Genomic DNA, 24415 nt, shown 5'->3' with positions numbered 1-24415 from the left:
CTAAGCAACCCATTCCATCCATTGTTTTCTTAACCGAAACATACCCACGCCAGCTATAACGATTTTCGCAAGCAATTCAATCTGAATCAACTCTGTATTGATGCTGTATAAGGCCGAATAAACCTCAGGTATAAACCATAAGATCAAAGCCGTCGCAAAGAAGACTGCCCCGATCGCTTTGTTGCGGATATGAAGAAACCAGCTTAACCAACCAAATAATAACGCTGCCGGAATCCAGAATACCTGAACCTCGAGCCAAGATGGATTTGTTGCATGCTGCGACAATAACAGTGCATAGAGCACGATAACGGCCATCCAACCAAACCAATGTAATATGGCAAACCGCAGCAATATTCCCAATCCGATCCATATGACGGCACACAGACCTAGCAACCAGAGAAAACCGGAGCTTTCAGTCCAACCGTTTACCTGAATGATGGAGAAGCCCGAAGCTGCCAGGAATGCCATGCCAGCCCCCATATATAACAACCCGCGTAAGGGATTTTCCTTCCGCCGTCTAACCCCGATGATGACTAAAGCTGCCGTGACAACAGCGGTCAGGCCTATTTGCAATGCCAATGGAAACGCGCTAAAATGAAGTACAACAAAACAAAACAAGGTAAAACTTCCAAATGCAAGAAGCCATTGCCTGCCTGTCGCTTGACCGATTCTTTTTAACGTCGAACTCATAAAGCCTTTCGGACGCTCATTTATATCATCCAAATATATATTTTGCAGGAAGTCGCAATACTGTTCGGGCAATAGCTTGCTTCGACGCCAAGATTCAATTTCATTTACGATTAAATTGCGCTTTTCTTCATCCGAAGCAGCCATCGAGGTAAGTCCTCCTTATACGGTTGGAAGAAAAAGACCTTCAACCATTACGGCAAAGGTCTCTACATGAAATGACGATCATTTTATTCTAAAAAGTCTTTCAACCGTTTGCTGCGGCTAGGGTGACGCAGCTTGCGAAGGGCTTTGGCCTCGATCTGACGAATACGTTCGCGCGTTACGCCGAATACCTTACCTACTTCTTCCAGCGTACGTGTACGCCCATCATCCAACCCGAATCGTAGACGAAGTACATTCTCTTCCCGCTCTGTCAGCGTGTCCAGAACATCCTCAAGCTGTTCCTTAAGAAGCTCGTAAGCTGCTGCATCTGCTGGAGCCAATGCTTCCTGGTCTTCGATAAAATCACCCAAATGGGAATCATCTTCTTCACCGATTGGCGTCTCCAAGGATACAGGCTCTTGCGCGATTTTCATAATTTCCCTGACTTTATCTACGCTAAGCTCCATTTGTTCGGCAATTTCTTCAGGTGATGGCTCTCTTCCAAGCTCCTGCAGCAGCTGGCGTGACACTCGAATCAGCTTGTTAATTGTCTCGACCATATGCACAGGAATACGAATCGTCCGTGCTTGGTCCGCAATAGCCCTGGTGATCGCTTGTCTGATCCACCATGTCGCATAAGTACTGAACTTGAATCCTTTGTCGTGATCGAATTTCTCAACCGCCTTCAGAAGACCCATGTTCCCCTCTTGAATAAGATCAAGAAAGAGCATACCCCGTCCGACATAACGCTTGGCAATACTGACGACTAAACGAAGATTGGCTTCTGCCAGTCTTTTTTTCGCTTCTTCACCATCAGGTCCGCCAATTTCAATCTTTTTGGCCAATTCAACTTCATCGTCCGCGCCGAGTAGTGGTACTCGGCCGATTTCTTTCAGATACATCCGAACAGGATCGTTGATTTTGATTCCAGGCGGAAGCGCTAGATCATCGTCGAAATTAAATTCGTCGCGTTCTTCTTCCTCGCCGCTCCCGTGACCATGCCGTTCACGACCCAATTCATCGTGGTCATTCAAGACCTCGATGCCAATATCTGCTAGTTGCTCGAAAAACTCGTCAATCTGCTCGGGATCCTGATCAAAAGGAGATAGCTTCTCCATGATGTCTTTATAGGTCAAGGAAGACTTCTTCTTACCTTGTTCCATCAGCCCGGCTTTGACCTGTTCTAGTGTCGATTCCGTCTCTAACCCGGTGTGTTGATCGTTTGCCATTTCCGACTCCCTCCTCCCTGAACAGGCAAGCGCATCAGAATTGTTTGCGCTGCTTTTCCAAGGCGATAATCTCTATACCCATTTGTGTTGCACGTGAATAGTTTCCAGCACGCTGTGCGCGATTTAACTGTTCAGTCAACCGTTCAATCTCCCTTGTAAGGGAAGCCCGACCGATCGTACGAATACAATCTTCTAGTTCCCGCTCGCCAAACGGGACGTCTATTAAAGCAATACTACTTGCAGTCCGTTCCAGACGATCATCTTGCAAGACCGCAACAAACCGACCGACATCAGGATCATTGAATTGAGCGTAGTAAGCATATAAATAAGCAGCTAAAGCCGCATGATCCTCTACATGAAACCGGTCGCCAAGCCGCTGCTCGACAAGAAGCGCCGTATCTCTGTCCTGTAACATCCAAGAAAGCAGCTGTCGTTCCGCATTCACATGCGCAGCTCCAAGCGGCGGATTCTTAGATGAAGACGATCTCTTTTCATTCCATTCATTATTCCACGATCCCGCTGGAATATCCCCTGTGTTTCCCAATTTCTCTTGCTGACGCACTTCGAGGCTCTCTTGCTTCAGCGTATCTAAGGATACACCGAATTCCTGGGAAAGCTCCTTGAGCAGCAGCTCCCGTTCCGTCGGAGATTCCCGCCTTGCTACGATTCTAACGGCATCGCGCAAATACCGGATCTTCCCATCTTCCTCTAGGAGTATATGGGATTTCCTTAAATATATTAGCTGAAATTTAACTGCGGAAACCGCTCCTTCAATGAATTCCCGAACAAAGGGATCCGGACCATGTATCATTATATACTCATCTGGATCCATTCGATTAGGAAGTACGCTTACTCGTACGCGGAATCCGGCACCTTCCAGCAAGGGAATGCTTTTGTGAGCGGCAGCTTGTCCAGCTTCATCTCCGTCATAACATACGATGACTTCATCTGAGTACCTTCTCAGCAGCGCCGCATGCTCTTGAGTTAATGCCGTTCCCATGGTGGCAACACCATTATGAACACCCGCTGACCAAGCTTTGATTACATCGACATAGCCTTCGAATAGGACGACCTGCCTTGCTCGTCGTATGGCTGGACGGGCTTCATGCAACCGATACAGCGTTCGGCTCTTATTAAAGAGCGCGGTTTCTGGAGAGTTCAAATACTTAGGTTGACCATCCGAAAGGATTCTTCCGGCAAAAGCAATGATCTGTCCGCCCGCATCATGAATCGGAAACATAATCCGATCACGGAACCGATCGACATAACCGTCTGACTCTTGTCTTCGCGATAACAATCCTCCTGCTTCCATCTCAGCCAGCACATACCCTTTGCGTTCCAAGGCTTGAGTAAGCGTGTCCCATCTTGCTGGCGCATACCCGACACCGAATTGCTCGATGAGCGAGTCATTGAAACCACGGGATAACAAATACTCCTTTGCAGACTTCGCAACCTCGATATTTTGCAATAAGTAATGATACAATTTCGCACTGTAGTCATGGGCCTCATGCAGAATTTTCTTTTCCTTCTGAAACGCGGACGGTTCATCATTGCTCACGGAGGACCAAGTAATCGGAATACCGGCATCCTCTGCAAGTGTTTTGACAGCTTCAGGAAAAGTTTCCCCTTCCATCTCCATGACAAACTTGATGACGTTCCCGCCTTTACCACATCCATAGCAGTGAAAAATTTGTTTCTCCGGCGTGACTGTAAAAGATGGTGTTTTCTCGGAATGAAAGGGACAGAGACCCTTCAAGTATTTACCGTTCTTTGTTAGATGAACATATTTGCCAACGGTTTCTGCAATCTCATGGCGGCGCAACACTTCATCAATAACGGATTGGGGAATCATTCCGTAGTTCATTTCAAGCCACCTTATCTCTCAGTGCAGCGAAGCCGAATTCTATACAGTCAATTACCCTGCCGATCGATTTCTTGCACGTATTACAATTCGCTAAACGTCGAGGTTTTCCTGCATCCCCTGCAATAGAATTGTCAGTTTTTGTTGAAACCTTTCACGATCATCATCGGTAAAAGCTCTCGGCCCCTTGGTACGCATGCCTCCGCGACGTTGGCGTGCCGAGAAATACCGTTGCTCAAGCAAGCCCTCGATATCCGCTTCCCGAATCTCCTTACCCCTCGGCGTTAAAACCGCAGAGCCCCGTGCAAGCCCCAAAGCCGCTAAACCATAATCTCCGGTAACCAATATATCGCTTTTCGTCAGAACGTTAGCAATATAAAGATCAGCCGATTGATCACTTGCGTCTACAGTCACGACTTCCACCGATGGTTCAGGCACTAAAACATGAGCATGGCTTGATACTAGGAGCGCAGTTGCTCCAACACTTCTCACTGTTCTGGCAATTTCCGCCTTAACCGGACATGCATCGCCATCCACAACAACCCGTTGACGTGAGACAGCCATCGACATCACCACACGTTCACCCAAAGTTTGCCGTAATATTATATACGCTAACGGGATTCAAAATCCTTCCTTGCACCCATCAATTTTTATGTTCCCCAATTTCGCCCATTTGAAACTTCTTCTAAATGTGAGAAGGAACAACCAATTTAGCAATTGTACTACTTATACGAAATCAATAGGTCCAGGGTTACAAATGTCACAGAAAATTCGGTATTTTCACACTACTCGACAGTTCATAATGATAAAAATCAATTTTGTTGAAAATGCTCTAAAATGATACTTGCCGTTTCCTCTACCGCTTTGTTCGACACATCTATGACGATACAGCCAATTTTTTCCATCACTTGCCTGGCATGAACCAATTCCTTTAGAATTCGCTCCGAAGTTGCATAGGGAGCAGAATCTGGCAGTCCCAGCGCTTTAAGCCGCTCTTTACGAATCGCATTCAGAGCTTCGGGATTAATGGTTAGCCCGATCACCTTACGTGGAGATGCAAGATACAGCTCTCTAGGCGGCACTAACTCCGGCACCAGCGGAACGTTAGCAACTTTAAAGGTTTTATGCGCCAGCACCATGGACAACGGAGTTTTTGAAGTCCGAGATACGCCAATAAGAATAATATCCGCTTTGAGGATACCGGCCACATCTCTTGCATCGTCATATCGAACGGCAAACTCTACAGCTTCTACTTTACGGAAGTAGTCGGCATTCAGCACATGGTTTAACCCGGGTTCATTCTTGGACTCATGACCGAGAGTCTGCTCCAGATTATCTATAAGCGCACCAAGCAGATCAATAACAGGTAAATCCAATTGGTTCGCTTGCTCTACCATATAATCGCGAAGGAAGGGAATAACAAGCGTATAAAGGACAATACTGTTCTCTGCTTTCGCGGCAGCCAGGATTACATCAATACCTTCTCTTGTCTGGATAAAGGCTGCTCGGCGAATGTTGATAGACAGCGGATGGAACTGAGCTGCGGCAGCACGCACCGCAAGCTCCCCAGTATCCCCAGCTGAATCGGACACGACATAGACGGTCACGTTAGCTTGTGCCATAAAGGCCAGCTCCTCTCGGATCGTTACTCAACCCGTTAGCTTAGCAAAATCTGCGAATAGCTTGACATCATCTGCAAGCAGCGCCAATATCGCCAAGCGGTTGCGCTTTAACGCTTCATCTTCCGCCATAACCATTACGGCCTCAAAAAAGCCGGCCACGGGTTTGCTCAAGGAAGATATCGCCGATAAGGCATCCATCATGCTCGCTTGCGCGTATGCGTTCACGAATTCACCGTGTGCTTTTTGCCAAGCTTCAAACAGATAACCTTCTGCGGAATCTGCGAACAGCTGAGCATCCACCTGCTTGGACTCTGCCTTAGCGGCAAGATTGCATACCCGGTTAAAGGCTTCAACCGAATGACGGAAATCAGATTTACCGCTGTCCTTAAGAGCAGCCTGCAACGCTTGCGCCTTAAGAACAGTCCGGCGTACATCCTTCACGCCCGCTCCTAGCACCGCATCCACGACATCATAACGGATCGACTGATCAGCTAGAACGTTTTTGATTCGAAGGCTGAAGAATTCCTGCATATCTTTACTGATGTCATCAGCTTCGCGTTTAAGACCTTTTGCACTGTGAACATCAAGTGCAATCTTGAATAAATCCGTAAGAGTAATATCCATCTCGTGCGCAAGCAAGGTATTGACGATACCTGCTGCTTGGCGGCGCAGAGCATAAGGGTCTTGCGAGCCTGTCGGTACGATACCGATAGAGAAGCATCCGGCAATTGTATCTAGTTTATCCGCGATTCCGACAATGGCTCCAACTGCGGAAGCCGCAGGCTTGTCACCGGCATTACGAGGGGAATAATGCTCATTGATGCCCCGCGCTACGCTTTCACGCTCTCCCGCTTTGCGAGCATAATCCTCTCCCATAATGCCTTGCAGCTCGGGGAATTCATATACCATCTGAGATACGAGGTCGAATTTGCAAATATCAGCTGTGCGGCTGACGTCTTCAGATGCAGCTTGATCTAATTTCAATTGCTGCGATATTCGATCCGCAATGAGACGGGTACGGCGAACTTTATCCGCAACTGAACCCAGCTCTTCGTGATATACGATATTTTCAAGCTTTGCCAATGCATCTGCAATCACTAACTTTTTGTCTTCTTCGTAGAAGAACTTAGCATCGGACAAACGCGCCCGCAGAACCTTCTCGTTCCCCCTAGATACGACATTCAGCGACAAATTATCCCCGTTGCGTACAGTAACGAAATGCGGCTGTAAGCGGCCTTCAGAATCCAGCACCGGGAAGTATCTTTGATGCTCACGCATCGAAGTAATAAGCACCTCTTGAGGAATCTGCAGGAACGACGGGTCGAATGAACCCGTAAGCACTGTTGGCGTTTCTACAAGAAACAGTACCTCTTCAAGCAAATCGTCCTTTACCGCGATATTCCAGCCCCGTTCCACCGACAAGCTTTGAATGCCTGCGAGTATGGCTTGCTGGCGTTGGTGTACATCGACTATAACATGCTCAGTAAGCAATCGTTCGACGTAAACGCTTGGCTCCTCCACTAAGATATCTTTACCCAAAAAACGATGTCCGCGTGTGACGTTGCCTGTTGCAACTCCCGTTATTTCAAAAGGAACTATCTCTTTGCCGTGCAGGGCGACTAACCATCGAATAGGACGAACATAACGAAGCTCATAATTACCCCAGCGCATATTCTTAGGAAACGTTAAGGAGGTCACCAGTGCAGGAAGCGCATCTGGCAGTAAGCTCGCGGTCTCCACGCCAAGGCTGCTCTTCTTAGCAAAAATATATTCAATGCCCGCGATTTCCCGAATGAACAAGCTGTCCGGCTCCACGCCTTGGCTGCGGGCAAATCCGAGCGCAGGTTTACTCCAACCGCCATTTTCATCATATGCGATTTTGCGGGATGGGCCTTTTACTTCTTCGGATACGTCCTCTTGCTTGTCCGCTAAATCCGTTACATGAACTGTCAAGCGACGAGGTGTAGCATAGGCTTTCACCTCACCGAATCCCAAGCGGCTTTCCGTTAACCACTTTTCGGTTTTCTCTTTCAGTTGATCCATAGCGCTTCGTACGAAACGGGCAGGCACCTCTTCTAAGCCAATTTCTAATAACAGGTCTTTAGCCATTGTGCACCGCTCCTTTCTTCAGCAGCGGGAATTCAAGCCGCTCTCTTTCTTGCAAATAAGTCGCTGCAACCTGACGTGCCAGGTTTCGCACTCGAGTTATATAACCCGTTCGCTCCGTTACGCTGATCGCGCCTCTAGCATCCAGTAAATTAAAGGTGTGGGAGCATTTCAGTATATAGTCGTAAGCAGGGAATACAAGATTAACGTCCATTGCCCGCTTGGCCTCGCCCTCATAGGTCGAGAACAGCTGGAATAGCATGGCGGTATCCGATACCTCGAATGTATATTTAGAATGCTCGAATTCAGGCTGCTTGAACACGTCGCCATAAGATACGCCATTTACCCATTCCAGATCAAATACATTTTCTTTGTCTTGGATATAAGAAGCTAACCGTTCCATTCCATAGGTAATTTCTACAGCTACAGGATGACAGTCGATACCCCCGACCTGTTGGAAGTAGGTGAATTGAGTGATTTCCATTCCATCCAGCCATACTTCCCATCCCAAGCCCCAGGCTCCAAGTGTTGGCGCTTCCCAGTTATCCTCTACGAATCGAATATCATGATGAAGAGGATCGAGTCCGAGACGCTTCAGGCTTGCTAAATAGAGCTCCTGAATGTTATCAGGCGAAGGCTTCATAATGACCTGAAATTGATGATGCTGGTAAAGCCGATTCGGATTTTCACCATAACGTCCGTCTGCCGGGCGTCTGGATGGTTCTACGTATGCAACATTCCATGGCTCCGGTCCGATTGTACGCAGGAAGGTCATCGGATTCATAGTGCCTGCACCTTTCTCCGTGTCGTACGGCTGTACAACGATACAGTTCTGCTCCGCCCAAAACTGTTGCAGCGTTAGCGTCATTTGCTGAAAATTCATTTGTTACCCGCTCCTTTGTATAGCAATATAAAAAAACCCCCGTCCCACGTCCGCCTTGGCAGACATAGGGACGGGAGCTGAAGATTCCCGCGGTTCCACCCTACTTGGCTGTCCTCACCACGCCGTCTATGAGACCGACACAATAAAGATAACCCTCCTCATTCCATACAATCTCTCCAGAGCGCCCTTCACCGATCCGTATCTCCGGGCTTTCACTATCCCCGGCTCGCTGCAGCCTGCTAACGGTATTCGGTTACTTTCTCCTTCACTGAGACAAAACAATTATGAAAACATTCTAAACTACTGCGATACGGGCTGTCAAACCGTCCCGTCGCCTGCCTCGACATCCGGCGTCGGATCCGGTCGCTTTACTCGCTCGCCGAGCAGATCGCCATATTTCTCCCACTGATCTAGGAAGCTTCGAGATTTCAGTGTTAGATTCAAATGCATGTCTAACCATTTCCTAAATACAAGCTGCAGCTGACGTTTGGAGCTAGGCTTAACTGTAATGTTTCCGAGGCGACGCATATCAAGGGCTAAGAATACTCGAAGCAGCTTCCATACCGTTTCTTCCAGCTCAAGCGCCGACGGATCCCGATGTCTGCACATCGAGCATAAAGCTCCGCCTGCCGCAGAACTGAACCGGAATACCCCTTCCTGTCTTCCACAGTTCACGCATTCGTCCAATACGGGAGCATAACCCGCAGAGATTGCCACCTTCATTTCATAGACAGAAAGCACCACCTGCGGATCTTTACCTTCTACTAGCGCCGTTTGGCAAGCCTTCAATTGATGGAACAAATATGCAGCGGCTTCATCGTCGTTAATGGATCGATCTGTTAATTCCGCCGCATAGGCAGCATACGCCGGTCCTTCCAAGCCCTCGCGAAGCTCGTGGAAAGATTCGATGATTTCACCGCTGTTCAGAGTTCCAAGCGATCCTGCTTTGTAATAGGAATAATCCCCATATGTAAACAGCTGTGCCAATGCACCATAACGGCTTTTCAGCTTCTTGGCTCCACGCACAACAATGCCCTGCTTCCCATATGTGGGCGTAAGCAGGGTAATAATTTTGTTTCCTTCGCCATAATCGATACTTCGAATGACTATGCCTTCTACCCGATATAACATCGGTCATCATTCCTCGTCCAAGACATGATCCTCTTCGTCTTCCGACCCGGCATCCGTCCCAAGCTCAGACACTCCGAGATTGTGCATTTCCTTGTATAGCAGATAAGCTTCGATATCGCCGGTTTGCGTAAACACGTGCCACGTGAAATCCCGCACAGCGCCTCATCCCCTCCGGTCGAAAATGAATTGCTCTTACCCGGTTAGGATGTCTCGAGGACCGCTTAGCTATGCCTGATAATTTTCGGTTATTCGTTCCGGTAGCCAAGTGTTTTAAGGATGGAATCGCGATTACGCCAATCCTTATTCACCTTTACCCACAGCTCAAGAAAAATTTTGGAGCCTAGCAGCCGTTCCATATCTTGCCGAGCCAGCTTACCAACCTCTTTAAGCAGCGCACCGTTCTTGCCGATAATGATTCCCTTCTGCGAGTCCCGTTCAACGAAAATAACCGCACCGATGTTGACGAGTCCATTGTCCTCCACGCTCATGCTCTCAATTTCCACGGCGATGGAATGAGGAATCTCCTCCCGTGTAAGCTGCAGAAGCTTTTCTCTGATTAATTCAGCGCAGACGAATTGCTCGGGGTGGTCCGTGATTTGATCAGCAGGATAATACATCGGGCCTTCATTCAAATAACGGGACACCTGCTCAAGAAGTGAGTTCACGTTGTTTCCTTGAAGTGCTGATACCGGTACGATTTCCGCGAAGTCCATCAGCTTGCGATATTTATCGATAACTGGAAGCATAGCCTCGGGATGAATCTTATCGATTTTATTGAGCACAAGGAAAACAGGAGTCCCGCTTACCTTCTTCAATTGCTCGATAATATAACGGTCTCCGCCGCCGATCACTTCCGTAACATCCGTAAGAAATAAGATCGCGTCCACTTCGTTAAACGCGCTTTCTGCAGCCTTTAGCATATAGTTGCCAAGCTTGGAATTCGGCTTGGTAATGCCCGGTGTGTCAAGGAATACGATTTGCATGTCATCTGTCGTATAGACGCCATGAATCTTGTTCCTTGTCGTTTGGGGTTTATCTGACATGATGGCGATCTTTTGTCCGATCACTTGGTTCATTAGCGTAGATTTACCCGCATTCGGGCGGCCTACGATGGCCACAAAGCCAGATTTGAATCCTTTTTTCTGCATATAACCTATTCTCCTTCGGCTGGGTTTGTCCCCTGGCCTTTCATGTATCCTAGCTATTCAAATCCCGTGAAGTAAATGCGCCGGGAAGAAGCTCTGACACCGTTGTTACGCGGTACGCGCCCTGCAAATTGCCCAGTATGACCGGCATATCCGGATCGCATAGCTCTACCATCACCTGGCGGCAAACACCGCATGGCGTTATTGGAAGGTCCGTATCTCCGATGACCGCTATGGCCTGGAAAGTTCTCGGCATACAACCGTCTGCCACAGCCCGGAACAATGCAGTGCGTTCTGCGCAGTTGGTCGGCCCGTAAGCCGCATTCTCCACATTGCAGCCATGGTGCAGCCTGCCTTGGGAATCAAGGACGACAGCCCCAACCTTAAACCCTGAATAGGGTACATACGCATTGTCACGCGCTTTCTTAGTCGCTTCCATAAACTGTTCAACCGTTAAGGAAAGATGATCAATGCCCATTATGAACTTCTCCAATCAAAAATAGCCTCCCACAAAGGGGGTCCAAGTATGATAAAGCCTACAACCGCTGCAAAGAACGCCGCAACAAGCACGGCGCCGGCAGCAGTATCCTTAGCCGCTTTGGCAAGCGGGTGAACCTCAGTCGTCGCCAAATCAACCGCTCTTTCTATCGCTGTATTTAACAGCTCGGATACCCATACGCCGGTAATGGCTGCGAGGAGCCACAGCCACTCCATTCGCCCCACCTGTAACCAAGCAGCCAGAATCACGACAACTATAGCAGCCGCAAAGTGAAACCGCATATGACGTTCGCGCCGAAGCGCACCCTTAATTCCATCAAAGGCATGACGGAAAGCTTGGATGAAGTGCGAACGCCCGCGGCTCATCGCATGAGTCCCGCTTCCTTCAGCACCTCTTCTTGTTTAGCAAACATACTGCGTTCTTGCTCTTCATCTCCATGATCGTGACCGAGCAGGTGAAGGAAGCCGTGTACGAATAGAAACCCAAGCTCCCGTTCGAGACTATGCCCATATTCCGCAGCCTGAGCTTCAGCTCTTGGAACAGAAATAACGATATCCCCAAGCAAATCCGCAAATGGGTTTTCCGATTTGACTTCGTCCTTCCAGTTCTCTTCTCCTTCTTCCCCATCCTCGGAAGCTTCGTATTCATCATTGAAATGAATATCCGGATCCTCGCCTTCAACAAGTGAGAAAGACAATACATCCGTAGGTTTGTCTAGCCCGCGGTATTGTCGATTCAGCTCCTGTATCCCTGCATCGTCCGTCAATGTCAGCGTAACGATTCCATCGGTAACCTCTTCCTTACGCCCTGCAATATGCAACAGCTTCTCCAATTGATCCATCCATTGCTCTACCTTGCTGCCTGCTCCGCCTTCACGTTCATCGATCCATTCCAGACTTAAGGTCATCCTTTATTCTCCTTCGCTTCTTTCATTTTCTTCAATTCTTTATCGTCGGGATACTCAATTCGCGAGTGGAACATCCCTATGACTGTTTCTTTGAGCGTCTCCGCAATTTTGTCCAATTCCCTGAGCGTTAAGTCGCATTCGTTGAATTGGTTATCATCCAATCGATCTTTAATGATTTTGCCGATAATCTCTTCAATTTGTTCAACCTTCGGGTGGTTGAGCGAGCGTACTGCCGCTTCCACGCAGTCAGCAATGCCTACGATAGCCGCCTCTTTGGATTGTGCCTTGGGTCCCGGATATCGATAATCATCTTCGGTCCACTCACTATTTAACCCTTGATCTTGCGCTTGCTTAACCGCTTTGTGATAAAAATATTTCAAGAAAGTCGTTCCGTGGTGCTGCTCGGCAATATCCCGGATGTGCTTGGGAAGCTTATGCGCTCTGAGCATGTCTGCACCATCCCTAGCATGAGCGATAATGATGGAGGCACTGACCTTAGGATCCAGCTTGTCGTGCGGGTTGCCCGCCGCATTCTGATTCTCGATGAAATAAAGCGGTCTCTTCGTTTTCCCCACATCATGATAGAATGATCCAACTCTGCATAATAGACCATTTGCCCCGACAGATTCCGCAGCTGCTTCGGAGAGGTTTCCCACCATAAGGCTATGATGATAAGTACCCGGAGTCTCGGTAAGCAGCTTACGTAATAAGGGATGGTTCGGATTAGCAAGCTCCACAAGCTTTAATGCGGACAATATACCGAAAGTCACTTCAAAGAAAGGCATAAGGCCGATCACAAGTACGGCCGTTACTAGCCCGCTGGCGAACATGAAGCTAACCCCTTGCAACAGCTGCGTGCGATTGGGTTCTGGATCAATAAGCATAAGCGCAAGTACCGCAACCGAACCGAATAGACTGACCATAATACCCGCTTTGAGGATCGAGGATCGCTGGCTGGCACGATGAATGGCAAGGACGGCGGTGAACGATACGACGGCGGCGACGAATCCGTAATGAAAATCGAAAATATGCTCTTGCTCCACGTTAAGTATGATACTGGCCAATAAAGTGAACAGAAAAGAGCTCACCAAGCCTAGATGTAAATCCAGAAGCAAAGTCACCATCATACTCCCCATGGCAACAGGGGCTAGATAGCCAATAAACGGCCATTGCTCGTTATGAGCCAGCGCAACCAAATGCATAAACAGCATATTTAATGCGAATATCAGCAGCAGCATGACCCAATGTACATTGTTTCTCTTCTGCGCAGCGGAAGCGCCTGTAGTCAGCTCTCCATAACCATACAAGGCTAGCGTGAAAATAATTGAAAATAACAGAACCCCAAGCTGCGGCAAATAGGTTTTCCGTTCCTGCAGCAGCCCAAGAGAATCAAGCTTCTCATAAATATTCTCAGTGATAACCTGTCCGGCTTTAACGACTATATCACCCTGCTTAATCAGAACCGGCGGAGTATTCTGCTTCGCTTCAACCTTCGCATCTTCCGTAGCTTTTTTATCATAGAATTTATTAGGCAAAATCGCCAGACGCGCAAGCTCCTGCACGATTTCCCGCTCTGTCTTCTGCGAGAGAGAGCTGGCGTTCACGAGCTCTGCCACCTTTGTTCGAGCCGTCTCAGCCTCTGACAAGGATTCGCTTGTCAGCTTGCGTACGACTTCTCGTCCGACTGAACGCATTTCGAACAATTGCTCTGGGGTTAGACGGGGGAGCTTGTAAAACGTTTCTTCGGGTATCTGATATCTCTGCTCTAACACGACCCGCTCCATCTCTGCAAGCAATCCCGCAGAGTAAGTCTCCGATCCTCTGTTTGCGGACAGGAACGTGTCGACATATTGCTTCACTCGCTCAGGGATAACCCGTCGGAAGATTTCCACCTTGTCGGTGTCCGTAAGCTGATCATCTAGATTAAGCTGCTCAATTCGCGTGAAAATCTCGTTGATAAGCCCTTCATTCCGAAGTGCCACAATAGAATAGATAAGTCCCACCTTATCGGCGGCTTCCTCTTGTGCCTGCAGTGTTGCCTTCTCATCCAGCTCTTGGCGGGGTGCCTTGATATCCTTGTCGCTTTTGGCGTTTAATGTTATATCGTAAGTTTCCGGGACAAGCCGCGGAGAGATGCTAAAATAAAACAAAAATACAAAAAGCAGGAGCAGGAGCCAACGCATTGCTGCACTGTTCTTCCATCCTGCCGCTGCCCTTGACAAGGTGAGCTGATTGCTGGGCGGGCCGTTACTTTTCCGACTCATCCGGCACTCTCCTCCTTATTGTTGTAGATCGTTATCCTTATTATAGGCTACGATAATTTTCTGAACGAGGGCATGCCGAACGACGTCCTGCTCGGTGAAGTATACGATACCGATTTCCTCGATCTGTCTTAATATGCGCTCAGCTTCTATTAGACCGGATTTTTTGCCTTTAGGTAAATCGATTTGCGTGACATCACCGGTTATAACCATTTGAGAGCCAAAGCCTAGGCGTGTCAAAAACATTTTCATTTGCTCGGGAGTCGTGTTCTGCGCTTCATCCAGGATAACGAAGGAATCATCGAGAGTACGCCCCCTCATATAGGCAAGCGGAGCGATCTCAATTAATCCGCGCTCCAGCGCTTTAGCGACACCTTCAGGGCCCAATACATCGTTCAGTCCATCATACAGCGGGCGAAGATACGGGTCTACCTTCTCCTGTAGATCGCCGGGAAGAAATCCAAGGTTCTCTCCAGCCTCCACCGCCGGACGGGTAAGCAGAATACGCTTTACCTTTCCTGACTTCAAAGCGGCAACCGCACAAACAACGGCTAAATAAGTTTTGCCCGTACCCGCAGGACCAATTCCGATTACGATATCCTTCTTACGGATCATCGTTACATAGTGGCGTTGCCCTAACGTTTTGGGAATAATGGATTTGCCGCGGAAGGTCGTGGCTATTTCACCCTTGAACAAGGAGAGCAATTGATCCGCTTTCATCTCTCGGGACAGCTCCAACGCATATCGAATGTCCCGTTCGTTTAGCTGCAAGCCGCCTTGAATGAGCTGAATCAACGTATCGAACAGCTGCTGCAAGGAACGGACCTCCTGTGCAGGCCCTTCGATGTAAATTTCCGCGTCGCGGGAATGAATGAGGGATACAGTTTCTTCTTCTATAATACGCAAGAACTTGTCCTGTGGACCGAATAGAGCTAGACCTTCGGCTGCATTGCGTAATGGGATCGTGGTATATTCTTTCAATTCCGCCAAAAAGCCTCATTCCCCCAGTTCTATCGTGTTTATAGTATAGGACGTTCGACCTCGATTGATTGTTCCACTTCAAAAAGGACGGTTAACAATACTTTACCATTCTCAGTATGTTCATGCAAAATCTTTTCCGCTTTGATAAGCGTATCTTTGCCGTTTTTCGCGAGCAGCTCATCTCGAGCTTGCTTCAGTCCCGCTTCTTTCGCTTGTTCGGGAGATAGCTTTAGCTCAACCTCCAAAACCTCCAGCTCATGCTCCTTCATCATTCCAATGGGCAACAGCCGTCTCCATAATTGTACTTTTTGTATAGTCGTACGGGTTTGCGAGCTCTCAAAGGCTTGACCCCGATATCCCGAGATTTGCAAGGCACGATTGCCAACCATTATGTACGAGCGATTGTTCGATACTCCCGTAAAGCTTTTAGTTTTCGTCGTTAGCGGTGAGACGATACGATATTCATGCCAAACCAGCCCCATCACTTTCCCTTTAGACACGACCAGCTTGCTGTGCTCCGCTCCATCCCCTAGAAGGCCGGAAATCAGGACATCACCCTTCCTGACTCTATCGTTACGCTCAACCTTAGGGCGGCCATTCTCAGCCACGATGCGAGTAATAACAGCATCTGTCTTGGCGACAAGATCTCTTGGACTGTCAAGCTGCCGCTTATCGGGTTTCGTGGAATCGATAACGGTAATCGTAATCGAGGTCCCCTGTTTGTCCACTCCGATCCATGCCGCTCCCGGCAAATGAACCGCTAAGCGTTGAGATAAGGATGCCGCATCTTGAAGACGGAAGGACCATTGAAAGGGATATATGCCCTCCGCTCTTGCCGCTTGGCGAATTTCCTCGTCCGAAACGGAGGAGCCCCCCTCGATTTTGACATTCCACACCAGTGTGGAAAGCACGAAAAGAGCCGCAATGAAAATAAGCATCCCGCCCGCGAAAGTCTTTCTTCTCGATAAACGCGCCAGCTTAAAAGGCAAACCGTGACGGGATAAAATACGTGTACGGCTTCCGTTATCACGTAACAAAGGACGCAGCCGAAAAAAATCGGGGATCGACACGCCGAAGGAAAGCCTTCCATCAGGCGTGAAAGAAATATTCCACAGTGTTATTTTCTCCGATGTTGCTGAATTGAGGAACCTCTCTGCCTCTCCCCCTATAAGCTTAACCCAGACGTACCCCCGCATCATGGCAACCCATGTTCCTTTCATGAACGCTCTCCTCCCGGCTCAGAGCCTGTCCATCCTAAAGACGAAAGTCCGTTTCAAACGGACTTATGTAAATCCTAGTGCCTTCTTTATCGGTGCTTCGGCATCAGGTTATGCGGCTTCTCTTTCGCGAGTAACTTTACACCAAGTATCTTTCCTTCCACGAAAACTTCCTCTGCTCCAATATTCCGAATGATTAAATCTTCGCCTGTCACTTCCATTTCCCCATTGTCCATGGCAAGCCGGAGCAATTGCGGGGAGAAATGGATGACACCACGGTGATTTTCCACCGTTAGCTGAAGACCGCCAATCATTGTGATGCGAGGCAAGTCTAGAACCACATCCTGCGGCAGGTCGAGAATGGTTGCGGTCCATTTACGCAGCTTCCGACTGACACGCATCATAGGGCGGTCCTCCCTCCTATACGGTAAAACATATGCATCACGATTGCGCTTTATGAAGCGAAGGCAGGTCAAGCTCTGTTTGCTTTTTCCTCCCCGAGGATAGGGGTTCCCAAAATTAAAATAGTGGTGGTGCAGGAATAACACCCTGCACCACCACTATTCCGTTATCACCATGATTATTTGATTACGCTGCGGGTTTAGCGGCGGTAAGGACGTCTAGCCCTTGGAGGACCTAGAATCTCTGCCCACACCACAGCACGAGATAAGTCGTCACGGCTTAAAGCCTCTGCACCAAACCCCGTCTTACTCTGTTGAGACCTCTGCAATATAGCTTTTTCCTGAGCCCCTGCAGGCGCGTAGATCGGAGAATTCCTCTTAGCGGGCATTCCCTCCTGTTGACGCGTTTCCATCCATGGCGGTTGCTCTATGGACGCAGGCGGCGGTATCTGACGGTCAGGAGCCGTTTGACCCGGCCTGCCGCCTTCTCCAAAGTCCGGCATCCGATTCGGATTTCTTTCCAGAGGCGATTTGCGGAAAAACAGGGAGTAAATAATTCCCACTGCGACAACAACAATGAAGAAATTGTCCATAATAAACGTAATTAGTTGCTCCACGTTTCACCCTCCTTACAAGCAGTTAAACCCTATCGATTGTCTTAAACCTCTCCGCGAGGATTATCATTTTGTTTGCCGATTGAGCCCCTCATTTTGGTGTCGGCTTCAATGTTCTTAAGATTCATGTAATCCATTACGCCTAATTTGCCCGATTTCAGCGCATCCGCCATAGCTAGCGGAACCTCCGATTCTGCTTCAACGACCTTCGCTTGCATCTCAACTACACGCGCTTTCATCTCTTGCTCTTGCGCGACAGCCATGGCGCGGCGTTCTTCCGCTTTCGCTTGGGCAATCCGCTTATCCGCCTCAGCCTGTTCGGTTTGCAGATGTGCTCCGATGTTCTTCCCTACGTCAACATCCGCAATATCGATTGACAGAATTTCGAAGGCTGTACCTGCGTCCAAACCTTTAGCTAGTACAGTCTTGGATATAAGATCCGGACTCTCCAACACGTCCTTATGGGATGCGGCTCCCCCATTCGTGCTGACAATCCCTTCCGCTACGCGGGCCAGAATCGTTTCTTCACCCGCACCGCCGACTAGACGATCAATATTAGCTCTCACCGTTACACGAGCTTTAACTTTAACTTCAATTCCATCTTTTGCAACGGCAGACACAACCGGGGTTTCAATAACCTTCGGATTTACGCTCATCTGTACTGCTTGCAGCACGTCACGCCCAGCGAGATCGATAGCTGCCGCACGTTCGAATATGAGAGGAATATCTGCGCGCTGTGCGGCAATCAGAGCGTTCACGACACGGTCAACATTACCGCCTGCTAAGAAGTGACTCTCAAGTTGGTTAATATTCAGTCCTAATCCCGCCTTGGTTGCTTTAATCATCGGGTTTACGATTCTGCTTGGAACAACACGACGAAGTTTCATACCCACCAGCGTTATGATGCTAATTCTTACTCCGGAAGCCAAAGCCGAAATCCAGAGCATAAGAGGGAAGAAGCTCATAAACACCGTTACCGCAATAATTGCTAACGCCACGATTACAAGAAGTTGAATGTCCATATTTTCCATTTTGTACCTCCGTCAATTTATTGGTTATCATTGTTTCATGTCATGTCTTTATTCGAATTTGCAATTAAATCTCCTTCACTAGAATCCGGGTTCCATCCACTGACAGTACACGAATCGGCTTTCCCTTATCGACATATTCTCCCGATGTAATGACATCGATACGTTCTCCGGCAATTTCCGCTATCCCTGAAGGGCGAAGAACAGATATCGAAATGCCTTCCTGCCCGATCCACTTCACTCGGGAAAGCTGAGGAACATATCCTTTATCTGCCGTCAGCTGTTCCCTTAGGATAAATCGGTTCCAAATCCCCCTGCGACGGAATACATAGGCGAAAACAACCACTAAAATCGCTGCGATCAATACTGCGATTCCTAGTGACTGCAGGGCATTACCCGTATCGTAAGCCCCCATCGTTATTCCAAATATTAGTGCTGCAATTCCAAGTATTCCAAGAATACCGAAGCTCGGAACGAACATCTCCGCAATGAGCAGCCCAATCCCTATCACGAACAAAATGATTGCTTCCATTCCTGCAAACCCCGCAATCGATTGCCCGAAAAAATACAAACCAAAAGCAACGAGACCCGTAAAACCAGGAATACCGAAGCCAGGGACAAGCATTTCAATAGCGATACCTGCGATTCCGATAATCAATAATAGCGTTGCGATCCCTGGACTTGTCACGAAGGCAGAAACGCGTTCGGCGAACGACGGATTCAAGTCAACAACCGCACGATCGGATAGACCCTTCCATGCAATGACCTCTTCAACCGTCTTTGCGAGTGAATCCGCATATCCAACCTTAAAGGCTTTCTCTGCGGACAAGGAAAGGATTTGTCCTTTCCCGTTCGTCTCACCCAACTCCTTAAGCTCCAGCACCCGGTTAGGATCCACCATCTTCACAGCGATCGCTGGATCGCGCCCGTTAAGCTCTGCTGCTGCTGCCATTTGCTCGCTCCAGAAAGATACCAGCTTCGGATTCTCAACAGCATTTCCTGATAAATCCACAATCATAGCAGCACCGATTGTTGTTCCTGGAGCCATCGCGATATCTCCTGCGTTCAGAGCGATATAAGCGCCCGCGGAAGCCGCTTTACCGCTGACGAACGCAATCGTAGGAACATTAGCATTCCTGATTCGTCCGCCTATTTCCTCAGCAGATGTCAAGCTGCCGCCTGGCGTATCGATATCTAACACAACAAGTGACGCTTTAGCTTCTTCCGCCTCGCTTAATGCGCGATCCAGGAAGGATGCCAAGCCAGTTTGAACGGTTTGTTGAACCGGGATGACGTACACAGAGCCTTCTGATGGAGTTTCCGCAGCGTGAGCGCTTTCATTCCACACACTCAGCAATGGTATTCCTGCAAGAATGAACAATAGCATCAACCGAAATAATCTTGTCCAGCCTACATTTCTTTTGCGATGGGGATCAATCAGAATCAAGCTCATTCCTCCTACAGCTAGATTTCCAAGATAAACTGTAATACGGTGAGAAATATCTTTCGTTTCATCATACCCTATATTTGGTCATTTAGAGCAAACTTTCAGCAAAAGCAAAAAGCACCCCCGATTAGGGAGTGCCTGTCGTTTACATCAGAATTATTGCAGAGATTGTTGGACAATTGCGTTGACGAGCTTACCGTCTGCAATACCCTTCACCTTGGGCATTAGAGCCCCCATCAATTTTCCCAAATCGGCTTTAGAAGAAGCACCGGTTTCTTGCATGGTCTGTAAAACGATAGCTTTGACTTCTTCTTCATTCAGCTGTTGCGGAAGATATTCTGTGATGATCTCAATTTCTGCTTTAACATTACTTACGAGATCTTCCCGTCCACCTCTTGCGAAGTCTTCAAGGGAATCGCGTCGTTGCTTGAGTTCACGGCTCAATATATTAAGCGTATCGTTATCTTCAAGCGGACGGCGCAGCTCGATTTCTTGATTCTTAATCGCTGCACGAACCATTCGAATTGTCGAAAGGCGGAATTTGTTTCCGTCTCTCATCGCTTGTTTCATGTCTTCGTTCAAACGCTCCGCGAGACTCATGAGTGCGGATTCCTCCTAGAACTTCCGTTTACGTGCGGCTTCGGACTTCAACTTCCGCTTAACGCTTGGTTTCTCGTAATGTTTACGTTTCTTAACTTCCGCGAGAACGCCGTCTTTGGCAATGGAACGCTTGAAGCGGCGGAGTGCAGCGTCGATTGTTTCATTTTTTCTTACTTTCGTTTCTGCCACCTGTTTTCCCTCCCTCCGCAATAGACCAGAACACGGTTATCAAACTATATTATATGTGAAGAGGAAAGCAGGTGTCAACTTAAGTCTGCCGGAAAATAACGAATGGTTAAATCTATTCACAATCAGCCTGCGGCTTTGGATTAAGCGGAGCTAATTTCTCTCCGCCAAGAATATGCCAATGAATGTGATAGACAATCTGTCCAGCATCTCTTCCGCAATTATTAACGAGTCGGTAGCCATTGTCTGCAAGACCTGCTTCTCGTGCGATCTCCTGGGCTTTCATTAGGATATGTCCCAATAGAGCACTGTCATTCTCTTCACAATCATTCATAGTTGCAATATGTTTCTTCGGGATCACAAGCAGGTGAACGGGGGCTTGGGGCTGAATATCATGAAACGCGACAACTAGATCATCTTCATAAACTTTACGGGAAGGAATCGTTCCTTGGACAATTTTGCAAAAAAGGCAATCCATTTTCTGACGCACCCCTTTTTTTTCCTTTATCGCTATCATAACGTATTCTCCACCGCTTCGTCCAACCGTTGCCCATACCAAAAGAGCCTGCAGCAAATGCTGCAAGCCCCTTATTTCCCTTTGTCGATTACCAATAATAAGGCAGCAGCGAGAGTGCGATCAAACTGGCTAAAGGCAGTATGAGCCGATTGAACCGTCTCGGACGGTACGGATAGTAAGGACCGTAAGATGGATACAGCGGCGGGTACGGGAAAAACCCACGCATTTCATCCACGGGTCCAGGAACAGCGATACAAATCCATTCTTCATCCACATGCTCAACAATGCCGTCATAACAAAAGCCATCAACTGATTGGATTTCGACATACCGATGCATATGGGATTCGCAATGGCCCTTTGAAACCTTTTTTGCAACCGGCTGGGCAACCGGTACATGCTGTTTGTTAGCAACCGGATGTATTTCTTTTTTGGGCATGTGATGAGTCACCGGCTCTGTTAGTTTTATTTTTTCCATGAGCATTCCCTCCTTGGGCGCCTTTATCCACAGCATATGCCGCCGTAGGCGAATGGCTACTTCGATGTGAAAAAAAGGAGCGCCGGCAACAGAATAACTCTGCAACTTCAATGGGACTTTGATAGTCTATACCTGTGTAGGAAAGAAAGAGGAGGCTGTTTCATGAGAAAGCTTTTGTGTGCAGTAGTCGTTGCGATGATAGGTCTTTCGGCCTTTGGTTCTTCAAGCTTCGCGGCTTCACCGATCAAAGTATTCGTCTATAACAAACAAATAAAGACGGATTCAGCCCCGTTTATTGAAAAAGATACAGTTCTCGTGCCCCTCCGCGCAGTTGCAGAATCACTGGAAGCTACTGTCAGTTGGGACTCGAAAAAAAATGCTGTCAGCATTCGTAAGTGGTCTGAAACCATTGTACTTACCGTAGGTCAGAGAAGCGGCCTGCTTCTAGGTAAACCTCAGGTGTTCGGTGACAGTATCATTCTGAGTGTTCCTGTTCAATTGATCAAAGGTCGTATTTATGTTCCGCTGCGCTTCGTATCCGAGCAATATGGATATAGGGTGGAATGGGAGAACAATACCGTATACATTGATTCCCCTTTTGATGCAGATGCGCATGCGACTCTCTATGAAGGTGATCTGCAAGCAGCCCGAGAGCTGATCATTAACAAACCGCTATCGGAAATTCATTACTCGGATAAACCGTTGGAAGGCATCGAGGATGATGAACATATCAGCAGCACCTATTTGTTTCCTGAGGGTGAGACGCTGCGTTTTTATTTGATAAGGAATGGTACGATTTCACTAGTCGAGATCAAGGATGACTTCTTTATTATTACTTGGCAGGCCTCAATCGGACAAGGGGATGGCTTGAAGCAGTTTATTGAGAAAAAGTTCAAGGATGAAAGAGGAACCGCACAAAAAATAGAAAAATCCTTTGTGTATTATAGCACGGGTTTTCTCGGAGATAGCAGCCATGAGTCAAGCGGGATCATTGATTTAGTGGGCAAAATTACGGTGACGGGACACAAGAGCATGATAGATGGAAAAGTATCGCAGGAAGTAGGAACGATTGGGTTAAAGCAGTCCGAAGAAATACGGACGGTTGGTTTGGAGAAGTAGTTTGAGTTGACGGGGGCGAGCAATGTTAACGGAGATATTAATGCCTCAGCACCCAAGTGACTCGCTTGCAACATCTATAGCCGTAGATTCTACTGCTTCAGCACCCCAGCGACTCGCTCATGCATCAATAGCCGTAGATTCTACTGCTGCAGCACCCCAGCTACTCGCTCATGCATCTATAGCCGTAGATTCTACTGCTGCAGCACCCCAGCGACTCGCTCGTGCATCCTATAGCCGTAGATTCCACTGCTGCAGCACCCCAGCGACTCGCTCATGCATCAATAGCCGTAGATTCTACTGCTGCAGCACCCCAGCTACTCGCTCGTGCATGTAAGTGTCTTTAAACGAAGAATATTTATATCTAGTATTTACGTTCGATTCCGGCGGTTTAAGTACAGATTCGAGGCTGTCGATTAACAGTTCATAACTTCGGAAATCTGCGGGAGACCACAAAATGAATGCGAAAAATCATACAAAATGAGCGTCACACACATCGAATCAGTCGATTCTGAACGAAATTTCATACAAAAAATGCGATTTGAGCCCGGATTCTGTAAATGTATGTGAAAAATCATATACATTCTCTGCATGTGTAAATTCACGTTAAAACTGTCCACAATTAATCGACAGCCTCGATTCTGAACCTACAGCTACTTCGGCGCTTGACTCGGCGTGTTGGTACAGATTTTATTTCAAACCCGCAGCTATTTGCTCAAGGCTCTTAGTCGCTTCTAGAGCAGGCGCAATCCACTCGCCTATCGTCATCATCTGACGAAAGCCTGCTTCGCCGGAAGGCGGACGGAAACGGCTAAGAGCCTCCTTCATTTGCGCTGCCCCATCTCGGATAATGGTTACAGACGCACTCTCATCGGCTGATAGTGGACCCTCATGCTCTGCGAGCTTCGTGATGATACCTTCGAAGCCCATAAACGCATTCACAGCTAGCATAAGCGGTTTAGCCGCTTCTTCCCTCTCTAGTCCCGAGTCTAGATGCGCGGCTTCAACTAACATTCCCAGCATTTCACTCGAAGTAATCGTTGCTTCACCCAGCAGCTTAATCGCACGCAGCCTCTCTACCTCAGACTTGGCAATCAATAGACCATCCGTTCCATCGTGAAGCCTATCGGCGAAAATCACTGCATATGCGTAACGCTCTGCCAAGCGTTGTCCTTGATCCGTCGTATGCAACTGTTGAGATATCAGCAGCTTTGAATATAGGATTACGATCAACGTAGACATGATTACAATGATGATTAACAGAACAGGCACTGTATAAGTTCGTTTGCCATTTTCCGACATGATATTTCCTCCCGCATTACCGTAAATAGATCCCATTTCCTTACTCCATAACAATC

General features: G+C 48.0%; 26 protein-coding genes. 1 reads left to right on the top strand and 25 read right to left on the bottom strand.

All coding sequences use genetic code 11. The features are described from left to right. The 24 genes from ACESLK_RS04610 to ACESLK_RS04495 all read right to left on the bottom strand — a co-directional run bounded on the left by ACESLK_RS04610 (nt 1) and on the right by ACESLK_RS04495 (nt 21941). Nucleotides 1-834 (bottom strand): hypothetical protein, encoded by an 834-nt coding sequence (locus tag ACESLK_RS04610; protein WP_372662946.1) that lies wholly within the window; start codon nt 832-834, stop codon nt 1-3. Between the two features lie 83 nt (nt 835-917). Then, nucleotides 918-2060 carry an RNA polymerase sigma factor RpoD gene (rpoD, locus tag ACESLK_RS04605; RefSeq protein WP_372662944.1) on the bottom strand — a complete coding sequence of 381 codons (1143 nt, stop codon included), beginning with the start codon at nt 2058-2060 and terminating at the stop codon, nt 918-920. A 34-nt stretch (nt 2061-2094) separates the two neighbouring features. Next, nucleotides 2095-3924 carry a DNA primase gene (gene dnaG, locus ACESLK_RS04600; protein ID WP_372662940.1) on the bottom strand — a complete coding sequence of 610 codons (1830 nt, stop codon included), beginning with the start codon at nt 3922-3924 and terminating at the stop codon, nt 2095-2097. Nucleotides 3925-4014: 90 nt separating this feature from the next. After that, nucleotides 4015-4509 carry a YaiI/YqxD family protein gene (locus tag ACESLK_RS04595; RefSeq protein WP_372662937.1) on the bottom strand — a complete coding sequence of 165 codons (495 nt, stop codon included), beginning with the start codon at nt 4507-4509 and terminating at the stop codon, nt 4015-4017. Nucleotides 4510-4733: 224 nt separating this feature from the next. Continuing rightward, entirely contained in the window at nt 4734-5543 is an 810-nt protein-coding gene (locus tag ACESLK_RS04590; protein ID WP_372662934.1) for a pyruvate, water dikinase regulatory protein, read from the bottom strand. Between the two features lie 27 nt (nt 5544-5570). Further along, a complete protein-coding gene (gene glyS / locus ACESLK_RS04585) occupies nt 5571-7652 on the bottom strand; it encodes a glycine--tRNA ligase subunit beta (RefSeq protein ID WP_372662931.1) in 2082 nt (693 codons plus the stop codon). Then, complete coding sequence (gene glyQ, locus ACESLK_RS04580; RefSeq protein ID WP_372662928.1) at nt 7645-8532, bottom strand: glycine--tRNA ligase subunit alpha; 888 nt, start codon at nt 8530-8532, stop codon at nt 7645-7647. Before glyQ ends, glyS begins: the two co-directional genes overlap by 8 nt. Nucleotides 8533-8850: 318 nt before the next feature. Next, nucleotides 8851-9663, bottom strand: coding sequence for a DNA repair protein RecO (gene recO, locus ACESLK_RS04575; RefSeq protein ID WP_372662925.1), 813 nt, complete (start codon nt 9661-9663; stop codon nt 8851-8853). 6 nt (nt 9664-9669) lie between these two features. Next, the gene (locus ACESLK_RS04570; protein ID WP_372662922.1) at nt 9670-9819 is read right to left on the bottom strand and encodes a YqzL family protein; all 150 of its coding nucleotides are present in this window, start codon (nt 9817-9819) and stop codon (nt 9670-9672) included. An 89-nt stretch (nt 9820-9908) separates the two neighbouring features. Further along, on the bottom strand, nt 9909-10811 hold the full coding sequence (gene era, locus ACESLK_RS04565; RefSeq protein WP_372662919.1) for a GTPase Era: 903 nt from the start codon (nt 10809-10811) through the stop codon (nt 9909-9911). Nucleotides 10812-10860: 49 nt separating this feature from the next. Continuing rightward, the gene (cdd, locus tag ACESLK_RS04560; protein WP_372663305.1) at nt 10861-11286 is read right to left on the bottom strand and encodes a cytidine deaminase; all 426 of its coding nucleotides are present in this window, start codon (nt 11284-11286) and stop codon (nt 10861-10863) included. After that, on the bottom strand, nt 11286-11672 hold the full coding sequence (locus ACESLK_RS04555) for a diacylglycerol kinase family protein (protein WP_372662916.1): 387 nt from the start codon (nt 11670-11672) through the stop codon (nt 11286-11288). Before ACESLK_RS04555 ends, cdd begins: the two co-directional genes overlap by 1 nt. Beyond that, the gene (ybeY, locus tag ACESLK_RS04550) at nt 11669-12214 is read right to left on the bottom strand and encodes an rRNA maturation RNase YbeY (RefSeq protein ID WP_372662913.1); all 546 of its coding nucleotides are present in this window, start codon (nt 12212-12214) and stop codon (nt 11669-11671) included. The genes ACESLK_RS04555 and ybeY overlap by 4 nt, the downstream gene beginning before the upstream one ends. Beyond that, a complete protein-coding gene (locus ACESLK_RS04545) occupies nt 12211-14478 on the bottom strand; it encodes an HD family phosphohydrolase (RefSeq protein WP_372662910.1) in 2268 nt (755 codons plus the stop codon). The genes ybeY and ACESLK_RS04545 overlap by 4 nt, the downstream gene beginning before the upstream one ends. A 15-nt stretch (nt 14479-14493) precedes the next feature. Continuing rightward, nucleotides 14494-15465 (bottom strand): PhoH family protein, encoded by a 972-nt coding sequence (locus tag ACESLK_RS04540; RefSeq protein WP_372662907.1) that lies wholly within the window; start codon nt 15463-15465, stop codon nt 14494-14496. A 29-nt stretch (nt 15466-15494) separates the two neighbouring features. Continuing rightward, nucleotides 15495-16676: a sporulation protein YqfD gene (gene yqfD / locus ACESLK_RS04535; protein ID WP_372662904.1), complete on the bottom strand. Its 1182-nt coding sequence runs from the start codon at nt 16674-16676 to the stop codon at nt 15495-15497. Nucleotides 16677-16762: 86 nt separating this feature from the next. Then, nucleotides 16763-17077 carry a sporulation protein YqfC gene (gene yqfC, locus ACESLK_RS04530; protein WP_372662901.1) on the bottom strand — a complete coding sequence of 105 codons (315 nt, stop codon included), beginning with the start codon at nt 17075-17077 and terminating at the stop codon, nt 16763-16765. 197 nt (nt 17078-17274) lie between these two features. After that, nucleotides 17275-17691, bottom strand: a complete 417-nt coding sequence (locus tag ACESLK_RS04525) for a hypothetical protein (RefSeq protein ID WP_372662898.1) — start codon at nt 17689-17691, stop codon at nt 17275-17277. Nucleotides 17692-17732: 41 nt separating this feature from the next. Next, entirely contained in the window at nt 17733-18710 is a 978-nt protein-coding gene (gene floA / locus ACESLK_RS04520) for a flotillin-like protein FloA (protein WP_372663303.1), read from the bottom strand. A gap of 73 nt (nt 18711-18783) precedes the next feature. Then, nucleotides 18784-20163, bottom strand: coding sequence for an NfeD family protein (locus tag ACESLK_RS04515; RefSeq protein WP_372662894.1), 1380 nt, complete (start codon nt 20161-20163; stop codon nt 18784-18786). A 156-nt stretch (nt 20164-20319) separates the two neighbouring features. Next, nucleotides 20320-20763: a GatB/YqeY domain-containing protein gene (locus ACESLK_RS04510; protein WP_372662891.1), complete on the bottom strand. Its 444-nt coding sequence runs from the start codon at nt 20761-20763 to the stop codon at nt 20320-20322. Nucleotides 20764-20778: 15 nt separating this feature from the next. Then, complete coding sequence (gene rpsU, locus ACESLK_RS04505; protein WP_115990702.1) at nt 20779-20952, bottom strand: 30S ribosomal protein S21; 174 nt, start codon at nt 20950-20952, stop codon at nt 20779-20781. Between the two features lie 112 nt (nt 20953-21064). After that, on the bottom strand, nt 21065-21427 hold the full coding sequence (locus tag ACESLK_RS04500; RefSeq protein WP_372663301.1) for a histidine triad nucleotide-binding protein: 363 nt from the start codon (nt 21425-21427) through the stop codon (nt 21065-21067). A 127-nt stretch (nt 21428-21554) separates the two neighbouring features. Beyond that, entirely contained in the window at nt 21555-21941 is a 387-nt protein-coding gene (locus tag ACESLK_RS04495) for a hypothetical protein (protein ID WP_372662888.1), read from the bottom strand. A gap of 162 nt (nt 21942-22103) precedes the next feature. Here ACESLK_RS04495 and ACESLK_RS04490 point away from each other — a divergent pair, with 162 nt between their 5' ends. Then, nucleotides 22104-23060, top strand: a complete 957-nt coding sequence (locus tag ACESLK_RS04490; protein WP_372662886.1) for a copper amine oxidase N-terminal domain-containing protein — start codon at nt 22104-22106, stop codon at nt 23058-23060. Nucleotides 23061-23747: 687 nt separating this feature from the next. Here the strand turns inward: ACESLK_RS04490 and ACESLK_RS04485 are convergent. After that, a complete protein-coding gene (locus ACESLK_RS04485) occupies nt 23748-24359 on the bottom strand; it encodes a hypothetical protein (protein WP_372662883.1) in 612 nt (203 codons plus the stop codon). Between the last annotated feature and the right edge of the window lie 56 nt (nt 24360-24415).

The sequence above is a fragment of the Cohnella sp. genome, assembly GCF_041640265.1.
Classification (GTDB): Bacteria; Bacillota; Bacilli; order Paenibacillales; family Paenibacillaceae; genus Cohnella.
Note: the sequence above shows the minus strand (reverse complement) of the source record. Positions and strands in the feature narration are given on the sequence as shown.